The 11,978-nt window shown below is 58.5% G+C and carries 9 protein-coding genes and 1 pseudogene; 2 read left to right on the top strand and 8 right to left on the bottom strand.

From position 1 onward, the window contains the following. Positions 1-60 precede the first annotated feature (60 nt). From chvE to AWB83_RS13595, 6 genes are all read right to left on the bottom strand, one after another. Positions 61-1,131, bottom strand: a complete 1,071-nt coding sequence (gene chvE, locus AWB83_RS13620) for a multiple monosaccharide ABC transporter substrate-binding protein (RefSeq protein WP_087046077.1) — start codon at positions 1,129-1,131, stop codon at positions 61-63. 96 nt (positions 1,132-1,227) lie between these two features. Then, the gene (locus AWB83_RS13615; protein ID WP_087046075.1) at positions 1,228-2,316 is read right to left on the bottom strand and encodes a Gfo/Idh/MocA family protein; all 1,089 of its coding nucleotides are present in this window, start codon (positions 2,314-2,316) and stop codon (positions 1,228-1,230) included. Positions 2,317-2,340: 24 nt separating this feature from the next. Further along, positions 2,341-3,333 (bottom strand): inositol 2-dehydrogenase, encoded by a 993-nt coding sequence (gene iolG, locus AWB83_RS13610; protein ID WP_087046198.1) that lies wholly within the window; start codon positions 3,331-3,333, stop codon positions 2,341-2,343. 41 nt (positions 3,334-3,374) lie between these two features. Beyond that, a complete protein-coding gene (locus tag AWB83_RS13605) occupies positions 3,375-4,256 on the bottom strand; it encodes a sugar phosphate isomerase/epimerase family protein (protein ID WP_087046073.1) in 882 nt (293 codons plus the stop codon). A 68-nt stretch (positions 4,257-4,324) separates the two neighbouring features. Continuing rightward, positions 4,325-5,245: an intradiol ring-cleavage dioxygenase gene (locus AWB83_RS13600; RefSeq protein ID WP_087046071.1), complete on the bottom strand. Its 921-nt coding sequence runs from the start codon at positions 5,243-5,245 to the stop codon at positions 4,325-4,327. Between the two features lie 132 nt (positions 5,246-5,377). Then, positions 5,378-6,292, bottom strand: coding sequence for a LysR family transcriptional regulator (locus tag AWB83_RS13595; protein WP_087046069.1), 915 nt, complete (start codon positions 6,290-6,292; stop codon positions 5,378-5,380). Positions 6,293-6,674: 382 nt separating this feature from the next. Here AWB83_RS13595 and AWB83_RS13590 point away from each other — a divergent pair, with 382 nt between their 5' ends. Beyond that, complete coding sequence (locus AWB83_RS13590; protein ID WP_087046067.1) at positions 6,675-7,718, top strand: LacI family DNA-binding transcriptional regulator; 1,044 nt, start codon at positions 6,675-6,677, stop codon at positions 7,716-7,718. Between the two features lie 148 nt (positions 7,719-7,866). Here AWB83_RS13590 and AWB83_RS13585 read toward each other — a convergent pair whose 3' ends face one another. Then, entirely contained in the window at positions 7,867-9,051 is a 1,185-nt protein-coding gene (locus AWB83_RS13585) for a porin (RefSeq protein ID WP_087046197.1), read from the bottom strand. Positions 9,052-9,540: 489 nt separating this feature from the next. On the opposite strand from AWB83_RS13585, the pseudogene AWB83_RS13580 reads away from it, so the two are divergent. Beyond that, positions 9,541-9,720, top strand: a pseudogene (locus tag AWB83_RS13580) (methyl-accepting chemotaxis protein); the annotation flags it as partial. A gap of 153 nt (positions 9,721-9,873) precedes the next feature. On the opposite strand, the gene AWB83_RS13575 reads toward AWB83_RS13580, so the two are convergent. Then, a complete protein-coding gene (locus AWB83_RS13575; RefSeq protein WP_087046065.1) occupies positions 9,874-11,697 on the bottom strand; it encodes an alpha/beta fold hydrolase in 1,824 nt (607 codons plus the stop codon). Between the last annotated feature and the right edge of the window lie 281 nt (positions 11,698-11,978).

The following is an 11,978-nucleotide window of genomic DNA, read 5'->3' as shown; positions in this document are numbered from 1 at the left end:
CGCGTGCCCGCGTGAGGCGGGGTTTTGCTGAGATCCCCGCCGCGCTGATGTGCAGTTGCCTTACTTGATTTGCGCCTGCGTGTAGTAGCCGCTGGAGACCAGCTCCGACTGATAGTTAGCCTTGTCCACCAGGACCGGCTTCACGAGGTAGGTGGGAACGATCTTCGCGCCGTTGTTGTAGCTCTTCGTGTCGTTGATGGTCACCTGCTTGCCCGTCAACGCGTTATCGACCATGTCGGCGGTCACGCCAGCGAGTTTGCGCGTGTCCTTGAACACGGTGGATGTCTGTTCCCCTCGAACGATGCTTTTGACGTTCTGAATATCGGCGTCCTGTCCCGTGATGATGGGCATAGCTTGCTGACCCGAACCGTATCCCACGCCCTTGAGAGACGAGATAATGCCGATCGCCAGCGCGTCATTCGGTGCCCAGACCGCATCGAGGTGGTCCTTGCCATAAAATGCGCTCAGCAAGTTGTCCATCCGGGCCTGAGCGGTCGCGCCATCCCAGTTGCGTGTCGCGACTTTTTCGAAGGCCATCTGTTTGCTGCGAATCACGAACTTGCCGCTGTCGATGTACGGTTTCAGAATCGACATGCCGCCCGCGTAGACCATGTGGGCGTTGTTATCGTCAGAGGAACCGCCGAACACTTCGATGTTGAACGGGGTCTTGCTGCCCGCTTTCTGCCAGGCGCTGACAATGCTCTGCGCTTGCAGGACGCCGACGCCGTAGTTGTCGAAGGTCGCGTAGTAGTCGACGTCCTTGGTCTGGCTGATCAGGCGGTCGTACGAGATGACCTTGATGCCTTTCTTCTGGGCGAGCGCCAGAGCGTCAGAAAAGGTCTTGCCGTCGATAGGCGCGATGACCAGTGCCTTGACGCCCTTCGCGAGCATGTTCTCGACCTGATTCACCTGCGTCGGAACGTCGTAGTTCGCGTACTGCAAGTCGGCCGAGTAGCCTTTCGCCTTCAGCGCGTCGACCATGCTTTTCCCGTCGGTAATCCAGCGAGATTCGGTCTTGTCGGGCAGCGAAATGCCAACGACACCCTTATCCTGGGCGAAAGCAGCACCCGACGTTGCCGAGAAAGCTGCCGAGGCGGCCATAATAGCCGCGACAGTCTTCAAAATCTTCATCACATCGTCTCCTGATTAGGAATGCGTATTTACGCTTCCGGTTTATAACCCGTGGAATCGTCGACTGACGCCCGAGGGTGCCAGCCGTTAAAGCGCTTAACCGATAAAGACTTCTGCACCAGCCTCTTTGGAAGAAGCGAACATGGCCTCGATGACGCGGCTGATGTTGTACGCCTGCGTGGCGGGCACGACCGACGGCGTTCCGTTGCGCAACGCGTCGAAGAACGCGTTCGACTCGCGGTCGAAGTACACCGGGTTGCCGATTTCAGCGATATCGGGCGAATACTCCGTCTTTTTCGTCGCCCAGATTTCCGGGAAGCTGGTCTCCTGCCACTCGGTCCAGCCCTCCGGATGGTCGCCTTTGCCCGCGTCATAAATCTTGTAGCTCGCGGGCAACGAGCGGGAAGACATGATGCCTTCCGTCCCGTACGCGGTGATGTCCCAGCTCTCCGTCCACGGCAGAACGTCCCAGGACATGAAGTCGACGGTGACGATCTTGTCTTTGTAGTTCAGCACCGCACCTGCCGCGTCCTCACGCGATTCGTCGCCGTGGAAGTTCGGGAACTTCGTGATGCGGGCGTTCACAGAGCGCGGCAAGCCGAAGTGCAGAAGAATGCGGTCGATGAGGTGGCAACCGATAACGAACACTGCGCCGCCGATGTCGCCTGGCTGAGTCATGTGAGGCGTACCCGCCTCATCGTGCGAGCAACCGCCGTGGGCGCGCACCTGCACGACTTTCCCGAGACGGCCACTCTTGAGCGCCGCTTGCATGGCGTCGACCGAAGGAGCGAAGCGCCAGCAGTAGCCGACCTGCACGAGGCCGCCGGTACGTTCCACAGCCTCGACGATGCGCTTCGCATCCGCCGAACTGCGGCCGGCCGGTTTTTCGCATAGCACGGCCTTGCCGGCTTCGAGCGCCTCAATGGTCAGGGCGGCCATCTTCTCGCTCTTGGAGTGGACGAGCACGACATGCACGTTCTCGTCTGCCAGGATGTCTTCCTTCGAGCGCGCCTCGAGACCGAGCGCGTCGACGAAGGGAGTGAGCAGCGGGCTCGTATCCCACGCACCGAGCATCTTCGCGTCCGTACGACGCTGGATTGCCTTGACTCGCCCGGAGGTATGCGGGTGAGTGATGCCAAGACATGCCACGCCGAGCGTTTCGTTGGGAGCAATCTTTCGCGTCATGACTTATCTCCTCCGGATTCCCAGTTACACTTTGACTGCTTTGCCCGCCAGCGCGGATTCGAGTGCAGCATCCGCCAGCCGCAACGCTTTCAGCCCGTCCTGAACGGATGTCGGCAGCGGCGAATTCGTGTTCAGTGCTTCGACGAAGGCTTCGAGCTCAGCCTTGTACGCTTCCACGTAGCGCTCGAGAAAGAAGTTGAGGAGCGGCTCCCGCGCGTCCGTGGCGTCCTTCGACCAGCGGCGAATCGTCGACGGACGGAGGTTCTCCTGCAGGAGCATGCCCTTCGAACCCGACACTTCCATGCGCTGGTCGTAGCCGTACACGGCTTCGCGGCAGCAGTTGATGTGGCATTGCTTTCCCGAAGCGGTGCGCAACTGAACCATCACCGTATCGAAGTCGGTCAGTTCCTCGAGCGACTCGTCAACGAGGCGGCTCGCCATGGCCATTACCTCAACCGGCTCTTCGCCGAGCAGCCAGCGAGCCATGTCCAGGTCATGGATGACCATGTCGCGGAAAATGCCACCCGAGTGCTCGACATAATCGCGGGGAGGCATGCCCGGGTCGCGGCTCGAAATGATGACCTGACGCACCTCGCCAACGTCGCCCGCGTCGATCGCCCTGCGAAAGGCCTGCGACGTCGGATCGAAACGTCGATTGAACGCGAGCATGACGCGACCGCCCAGGCGCTCGACTTCGTTTGCCGCGGCGAGCGACTTGTCCATGTCCAGGTCGATGGGCTTCTCGCACAGAACAGCCTTGCCGCGCTTGACGGCCTCGAGCATGAACGTAATGTGCGTGTCCGTCGGCGTACCGATGACCACTGCGTCGATGTCATTGCGCTCGAGGACGCCTGCGGGGTCCGTCGATGCTTCGCAGCCGAGGCGGCTAGCCAGCGCGTTGGCTGCACTTTCAACGGGGTCTGCCACGACGACCAGTTGTGCATTCGGGCTCGCGGCGACGTTGCCGGCGTGAATACGACCGATGCGGCCAGCACCGAGTACGGCGATTCGAATCATGTGAGTCTCCAGAAATACTTTATGGTTCAAGGTCAGAAGCATCAGGCGGCAGTGGCGGGTTTTGCCGAGAACTGCGCGATGGTGGTGTCGTAAGCACGCTTTGCCATCTCTTCGAGCGGAAGCTTCCGGTGCACCTCCGAGATGAGTTCCACGCCGTAGTAAGGAAGCGTGCAGCCCGCTCGTTTCAAGGCATCAATAAAGGCCGGACAGTCGCCTGCACCTTCGCCGCAAAGCTGGCGATTAAAGGTCGAATCCTCGAACAGCGTCCCCTTGACCCGCGCGCCCACGTCATCCAGCTCTACTCCCTTGATGAAGCGCGCCGGGATGCGGGCGACTTCGCTATACGGCGTGCTGGCGCGCGCGACGTGCCAATGGTCCACCATCAGTCCGCCATTGGGCTGATTCGCGCCTTCAGCAACCTTCAGCGCGTCTGCGACATTTCGGATGGGAGAAAAAGGCATGAACTCGATTGCGACCGTCGCGCCAACCGTCGCCACGTCTTCGCAAAGCTTCGCGAATTCGTCGGTCATGCGCGGAAAGTCGGCCGGACTTTCGTCGAAGGGGCTCGCGCCGATCTTCAGGTTGCGCATGCCGAGCTCGCTGCCCAGTTCGATGAAACGGCGGCGGCAACTATCCGATTTGGCGCGCGCCTCGCCGTCGAGGTACCAGTCCATGAGAATTTCGAGCTCGAAGTACTTCATGCCCGTGTCGTCCAGAACTTTCTTGACGCCGGAGAGCCCATACTTCTCGATGCTGTACTCGAGATCGTCGAGAATGAGTCCAATGCCGCTCCAGCCGGCACGCGACGCCGCTTCGCAGCGCTCACGCAGCGGGAACGGGCTGATCTCGGTCGGTGCACACGGATAAACGTCGCCGGCAAGGGTCCAGTACGCAGCCAGCAGTTCAGTATTCTTCGCGCTCATATGTAGGATTCCTGTGTTACATGATTTCATCAAATTCTTGACGACACGCGCTCCCGCGTGCCAAACGATTACGGGGTTGCCCGAGTGGGGGTGGTGGACGTCGCGAGAGTGAAGTCCCACGACACAGACCAGAACGGCGATGAGACTCCGACGCGCTTCGCTGCCTCTGTGTCGTCAATCTTGTTGAATTCGGCGATGAGTTCACGCTTGACGCCGAAGACTGCGTCCTCGGGGAGATATGGGCAGTCCGGCGTGAAGATGTGAGTGATGACCGGGTCGAATCCTGGGGCAGTCACGATAAAGTGCAAGTGAGCGGCACGGTTCGGGTGCCGCCCCATTGCGCCGAGGAGCTTTCCGACCGGGCCGTCCGACGGAATCGGATAGTGACGCGGCTTGACCGACCTGAACCAGTAGCGGCCTTCAGAATCCGACGTAAAAACGCCGCGAAGATTTGAATCAGGCTGAATGCCTTTTTGCTGCACGTCATAGAAGCCGTCGTCGTTGGTCTGCCACACTTCCAACTTCGCGTTCGGAATCGGGTTTCCCTCGATATCGGTTACGCGACCTTCGACAACCATGGGCTCGCCCTTTCCATCCAGGCAGATATTCGCGCCGTTCGGATACTCGGGTGCGTTCGCGATGTAGAACGGACCCAGAATCGTGTTCGGCGTAGCACCGCTCGGACGACGATGGTTGATTGCGTCGACCAGCATCGAGACGCCGAGGATGTCCGAGAGCAGGATGTACTCTTGCCGCCAGTCCGTACACATTTGACCCGTCTCGGTCAGGAAGCGGATGGCGGTGAACCACTCTTCGTGCGTCGGTTCGATTTCCTTCACCGCGGCATGAAGATGCCTAACCAGAACGGACATGACGTGGCGCAGACGAGCGTCGGCATCTTCGCTCATACGAGCATTGACGACATCTGCCGAGCGAGCTTCATCGAAGTACGGCAACTCGGACTGGACTGCAGAGGATGGGCTTTGCATTGAGTGTCTCCATCAATCTTTTCTGTAGCTTTGAGACGAGTCTATATTCGCCTTGGCTGGCAAAACAGAGCTGGAAAGGGAAAGTCTTTCGCGCTGAGTGGGAAGAAGCCTCAATTGCGATGAGCACGGGGCTCACGCCGTCCAATGCCGTTCGTAGTCGTTCTGCTGGAACCGCTCCACAAGCGCGTCAATGAACAACCGCACCTTCACCGGAAGATGCGAGCGGGTCTGAAATGCAATGTTCATGGTCAGCCGGGGAAGGTCCCAGTCGTCGAGCACCGGGACGAGGCGGCCGGCCTTGAGGTCGTCGTAGATAATGTATTTGGGCTGCACGAGAATGCCCATGTTGTCGAGTGCGGCGAGGCGCAATATCTGGCCGTCGTTTGACTCCACCAAAGGCTTCACCCTGACAACGACGTTCTCGCCACCACGTGTAAAAGCAAGCTCGCGTGGATTGTCGGCTAGTTGATAGTTGAGCAGCCTGTGCTTCGCAAGCTCCGCCGGGAAGCGAGGACGGCCGTTGACCTCGATATAGCCGGGCGATGCAGCCAGTATGCGACGTGTCGACGCCAGTCTTCTAATCGTGATGTTGCTATCCGGCTCAAGGACCTTGGTTCTTATCGCTACGTCGATGCCATTCTCAATGATGTCGTAGTAGCGGTTAGCGGCTACCACATCTACGGTGATCTCGGGATAACGCGCCGTGAAATCAGGAAGCATTGGCGCTATGTGCAGCATGCAGAACGATAACGAAGCGGTGACGCGGAGCACGCCGCTAGGACGTACGACCGCCTCCTTGATTACTGCTTCGGCTTCACCAAGGTCTGCGAGGATGGATTTGCAACGCCGGTGAAACTCGGCGCCGGCTTCTGTCAGGTAAAGATTGCGGGTGGTCCTGCGTACCAGTTGAATCCCGAGCCTTGTCTCCAACGAAATCAGATACCGACTTGCCGCCGAAATTGAAAGCTCGACGGCTTCCGCGGCTCGACTGATACTGCCCGTCTCAGCGACTTCGACGAACAGTTGCAACTCCTTGAACTGGTCCATAGCCTTGCACCGTCTCGCCCTTTTCTGCCCGCATTGAACTCAATGCAGGGCACGCGATATCGTCGAATTTTTTGTGGCACGCCGACATCATGATAGTTCAAGGCGTCTATCTTTAAACAACCAAAACACATCAACAATCCATCAGATGCCCAGGTGGACAGATAGTCTCGCCCGGGAAGCAGCATCGGCGGCCACGTACGGTCGTTCGCGTCTTACGCTCGCGCATCGGCCGCCACCATCACGGATTCCGACGATCTGGGCCCGAACACACGTTCCTGCGAGCAACCATGCGCGCACGCTCTTTTTCGATGTAGGATAGCTTGGGAGTCACCCAACGGCGCTTCAAAAACGCATCAGACCACATCAACGGAGGAGGGTCGAATTGGCTCACCGCTTTTTGATCAAGGAAATCGCGCTCCAGGCGGGTCTGGGCGTGGCGACCGTCGATAGAGTGCTGAACGGGCGTGCGCACGTCCGGGAGCACACGCGTAAGCGGGTCGAGCAGGCGATTAAAGAACTCGAGAGGCAGGAGTTGAACCTGGCCACCACTGGGCGGAAGCTCATCGTTGATGTGGTCGTGGAAGCTCCCTCGCGCTTTAGTGATGAAATTGCGAGTGCGCTCGACGCCGAACTCCCGATGTTGCATCCCGCAGTTGTTCGTCCGCGCTACTTGCTGCAGGAGACGATGACGACTTCCGAGGTCGTGGAGGTGCTGCGGTCAATCGCCCGCCGAGGAAGCCATGGCGTCCTCCTGAAGGCGCGCGACGTTCCGGAGATTGCGGACGCCGTGGGTGAGTTACACCGTCATGGCATCCCTGTCGTCACGGTCGTCACCGACATTCCGCTGTCGGCCCGCATTGCGTACGCGGGCCTCGACAATCGGGCGGCTGGCGCCACCGCCGCTTATCTCCTCGGGCAATGGCTTGGTTCCGGGCCTGCTAACGTCCTGATTACGATGAGCGATGAGCATTTCAGGGGCGAGGAGGAGCGCGAAATAAGTTTTCGTCGTGCCTTAAGGACACGTCATCCGCAGCTTCGGCTAATCGATGCGAGCGGTGGACGTGGTCTGGATTTGGCCACGGAGGAGAGAGTCAGAAATGTACTCAATGACGGAACCAGCGTCGCCGCCGTCTACTGCATGGGCGGGGGGAATAAAGCAATTCTTCGCGCATTGGACCTGCAACGGCAAGTCCCGGTCTGCTTCATCGCGCACGATCTGGACAGGGAAAACGTGCCTCTGCTGCGCGACGGAAGGATTCAAGCAATCTTGCATCATGACCTCCGTCAAGACATGCGGTCCGCGTGTCAGCACATCATGCACTATCACAAGCTCTTGCCTGCTTCAGCCGTATCGCCCTCTTCGTCCGTCGTGGTCGTTACGCCTGAAAACATACCGGACTACATAGCCAGTCGATTCCGCCCTTAGCGCAAGTTCTCGAATCTTTTTTCCTGCTGCTACGAGGCGTTGCCCTTACACACGCCTCTCGTCGGCACGCCAGTGACGCATATGTGGCCGAAGGCTCTCAGCACGGAAAATCCAGGAGAATACATTCTCCTGGATTTTCTGATGACCTCTAGAACCTCGTCGCGAGGCCCGCGATGACGCCGAACTGGCTCTTGCCGTAGTCGGGGTTGCTGCTCGACGCGCTACCGTTCGCCGGGTCGTCGTTGACGTTCGCACCATACAGGCCACTGTTGAGGCCGAGGTTCGACGTTGAACTGTTTCGGATGTAGCCCAGTTCAGTATAAAGGAGCGTCCGCTTGGAAAGCGAATAGTTCACACCCAATGTGTAAAGCGTAGCGTTTCCATTCCCCTTATTCGCGTTGGCATGATATACGGCCCCAGTGATAGCGAGTGCAGGAGTCGTCTGCCACGTCGCACCGATCCACTCATGATTGACGGTGGTCGGGAGGCTCGTTCCCGCCGGCAACACTGTTGGGGCAGCCGTGCCAAAATAGCCTGCATTGGACGCGTCAGGTGCACTCAAGTGTTGGTAGCCAACATAGGCCGTCACCGGGCCGAATGCATAGGTCAGGCCGGTCAGGATGGAACGTGACGCAAGATAGACATTGCTGAACTGCCCATTGCCGTCGCGAACCTCGTCGTACGTCGCCTGCCAAAAAAGCCCCTGGTTGGCATAGGACAATTTGATGCCGTCCGAGCGCCCCTGAGAACTTCCGAGTCCGCTGGAAGTACCGAGTTGACCAGGCGCGCTTCCAGGATTGCCGGCGTTCCACGTCGGCGAGTTCGTCAAGTCATACTGGCCTTGCAGGGTGAAACCGGCAATCGTCGGAGACAGGTACTCCACGCCGTTCGCTGCCTGCGAGAAGATGCGGCCGCGTACCAGCGTTCCAATCGCATACTTCTTGGTTTGCTGAGGGTCTACGTCGCCCGAGTACTGGCTAATCTCGGCTGAACCCATGTTCCCGAACTTAATCTGGCCCCATGTATCGTTGTGAAAACCGACAGTCGCCTGTCCTTCGAAGAAGCTACCGTTCGCAAAGCTTCCGTTCTGGGTATTCAAACGGGATTCAAGCTGGAAGATAGCCTGGGTGCCCCCGCCGAGGTCTTCAGCGCCTTTGAGACCAAATCTCGATTGCGCCCAGCCTCCACTCTGCGCGCCGAAGACATGTCCCTTCGGCAGATTCGTCTCGTAGACAATGCCATTGTCCACAATTCCATACAGCGTCACGCTGCTTTGCGCATTGACATATGCCGTTGCGGACGTCAGGACCAGTCCAAGCACGAGCCTCTTCATTTCCATCTCCATTTGCATAGTTATACTACGTATTTACATTTAGTTTGTAATTCGCCAGCGCATAAAGCATGCTTCCTTGATGCACTAGCGACGTTCTCCCAAGACATTCAACCGTTATCGCTCAACTCACCGAATTGGCGGCGCAATCGCTCCGAGCCTCACGTGACGATTGACATCGACTACTTCCTGGCTGCAATGAGCGATCTCCGGATGAACAGTCGCTAAAGGTGGGCGCATATCGGAAGGCATGATTTTCGTGAGGGTGCGTCTCCAACGCTTGCTCGTGTAGTTTTGCCGGAGTGTAGATTCCCCGTTCCCTTGAACAAAGAGCAGGACGAGGAATCTCTTTCGCAGATTTTGGGAAAGTGCACACTCCCGCGAGTGGCCGTGGGCGTTTCGGCGCAATCCTGTGTTGCGCAGTCGCGGTTAACCCCTGTTCCCTTCCACGCACGTCTTCTATTACGGTTCGTGCGTTCCTGATGCTTGATAGACATCATGGTTGAGATCGCGGCGACATCCAGCGAACAAAGCCGCGGCATCGAGCAGGTCGATCAGGCGATCACGTACATGGACGAAGTCACACGGCAGAATGCCGCGCTGGTGGAAGAGGCCGTAGCCGCTACCCGATCGCTCGAAGATCAGGAGTGGCAATCTGACTCGATGCCGTAGCGATCGTGTCGGGCGTAAAGATGCGGATGAGGAGGGCCGACTCGATGAGTCGGCCAAGCGCCCTGCAATTTTCAACGGTCACAAACGAAAAGCGGAAACTCCTTCGCTCAGGGCAGGCGGTATGCGTTTATGGCTGGCATCCCGCCGTCCGGTTCACAACTGCCGTGAAATACCCAGAGGCGAAACTGTGTCCATGACCGGCGAACTCTTGGGATGAAGATTCCTGAGGAAACTTTCGGATAGCGCCACGACCTTGGCCAATGCGCGCGGATCGTAGAGCGAGTGATCGATGTCCTCGCAAACCGTGGTCCGCACTTTCGTCAGGCGCGACAGTTTCTGTCCGTACCGGCCAAAATAAGCATTGAGTTGATCGAGGCCGTCGTCACCCACGCCGTACAGGAGAAGCGTGTCGACACCCTTGCGTTCGAGCCTCTGAACGACACCGTGCGGGTGCGTGAGTGGCTTTTCATCTGCGCCCAAGGCATCCCGGCGGGTCACACCGAACATTTGAGATTGCAGGCGCGCTGTGGCATTCGATGCGAAGGCCTTGGCGATTGGCCTGAACCCCCGTTTCCCACTCAGGACCAGCCACCATTTCGTTGGCTTCAGGATGGCCGGTCCGAGCCGCGCCATCGTGTTGCACATCTGGTTCCTGAGTTCCTGCAAACTCATCTTCTCGGATATGTAGAAGCGCTGAAGGTTGATGGCGATGACGGCTTCGATCGCAGGCTCGACGAGCGACGCACGCAAGGCGCTATACGCGCCCGAACAGATGCCAAACGTGACGATCGAGTCGTAGCCCTTGCGCTTGAGCCATGCAGCGGCAGTCGCAACGTCTTCGATTATCGTCTCCGCATGGATCGGTGTGATCGTGTTAGGCGCATGATCCAGCGGCAGCGGCGGACTATCGCCGATCCCGCGAGCGTCGATGCGCATCGATGCAATACCGCGTCGCGCCATTTCCCGCGCGATCCTCACCGACAGACGGCTGTCGCCATGATGCGCGTTGCCTGCCGTATTGGTGATGACGACAGCCGGACCACCCACGAGCCTGTCGCGCGGCTCGCATAGGATACCGAACAGGCCGGCCGCGCCGAAGACCACCGGGCGCTCGATCGCTTCCGGCGTCTCGATGATCGCATTGTCGCCCATACTCAGCCGCGCGGCCTTTCTCGTCCGAACCGAATTGAGGTCGCCGGGGGAGCTATCGATCACGCTCTCCGCTATCCATTGCGCAGTCTGCTTGAGCGTCTTCTCCGGCAAGACCGACGATGAAGTGTCCTGCATGAAGTCGAAGTAGTCGTCGAATGCATTCGTTTGTACCTCGACGCCCCGATCGCGTAGTGCGGCGTATAGCGGCTGGCTGGCTCCGGGCTGTATATCGGCCACGAACACGCGTTTTGGTATTGCGGGCTGACGTCTCATGGCCATGCCGAGATCGAACCCGCTCATTTGGCTGCGGAACGCTGCACTATACTTTTGCCCGAGTACGTTGAACGGCGAATCGATCTGCATCGTTCGCATGGGAAGGGGAAGCGTCTCGAGCCAGCTTTTGCGCAAGGCCGTCAGCTCGCGCAGGTAGTGGCGTCCGTTCACAACGGGTGCAAGCAACGCAAGCGATTCCACCGAGGCATGATGCGATGCAAGCGCTGCCAAGGTCCCACCTAGACGCAAGCCGCACAACGTAATCTTCGTTACGCCCGCTTCTTTCCGCAGACATTCGACAGCTTCAGTGATATCCGCGACGAAGTCATCCAGCCGATCGCCTTCGTGACCAATGCCTACTGAATCGCCCGTCCCGAGATAGTCAAAGCGCAAGACCGGAAGACCCTGCCGGGAAAGCTCGTCGGCCAGATAACGCATGGCCTTGTGCACCCAAGACTCCTCATGACCGAAGGGCTTGCACAGCACAACGCCGTGTTTGCCTTGGCCACCATGAAGCCACCCAAAACGCCCCTCAAAGACAATCGGCGTCATAAGTTGACTCGCCGCTCGAAATTACCTCTACGCAGCTGCGCTCCGACAACAAGCGATCTTGACAATGCCCTATCTCCCTGAGCCGCTGGATGTCTTTCTATTTTCGCTTATTTTCCAACTTTCTGGTCGCGTGTTCAGTCCTTAAACATTCTACTGATCCTTCCTTTCGTTGTGATGCCAGCGTAGCGGTGGTTGACTGGCGCCTCGGGTAAACGACTACGCGTGTCTTGCACTGACATAACCATCACCGGCTCTCCGGACTGCTTGGGAATGGAGCCGTC

The organism is Caballeronia ptereochthonis (assembly GCF_001545075.1).
GTDB lineage: Bacteria > Pseudomonadota > Gammaproteobacteria > Burkholderiales > Burkholderiaceae > Caballeronia > Caballeronia ptereochthonis.
Note: the sequence above shows the minus strand (reverse complement) of the source record. Positions and strands in the feature narration are given on the sequence as shown.

Bases quoted from the DNA above. Each gene is read 5' to 3' on its own strand.
- chvE (WP_087046077.1), bottom strand. From the start codon at position 1,131: ATGAAGATTTTGAAGACTGTCGCGGCTATTATGGCCGCCTCGGCAGCT.
- AWB83_RS13615 (WP_087046075.1), bottom strand. From the start codon at position 2,316: ATGACGCGAAAGATTGCTCCCAACGAAACGCTCGGCGTGGCATGTCTT.
- iolG (WP_087046198.1), bottom strand. From the start codon at position 3,333: ATGATTCGAATCGCCGTACTCGGTGCTGGCCGCATCGGTCGTATTCAC.
- AWB83_RS13605 (WP_087046073.1), bottom strand. From the start codon at position 4,256: ATGAGCGCGAAGAATACTGAACTGCTGGCTGCGTACTGGACCCTTGCC.
- AWB83_RS13600 (WP_087046071.1), bottom strand. From the start codon at position 5,245: ATGCAAAGCCCATCCTCTGCAGTCCAGTCCGAGTTGCCGTACTTCGAT.
- AWB83_RS13595 (WP_087046069.1), bottom strand. From the start codon at position 6,292: ATGGACCAGTTCAAGGAGTTGCAACTGTTCGTCGAAGTCGCTGAGACG.
- AWB83_RS13585 (WP_087046197.1), bottom strand. From the start codon at position 9,051: ATGAAGAGGCTCGTGCTTGGACTGGTCCTGACGTCCGCAACGGCATAT.
- AWB83_RS13575 (WP_087046065.1), bottom strand. From the start codon at position 11,697: ATGACGCCGATTGTCTTTGAGGGGCGTTTTGGGTGGCTTCATGGTGGC.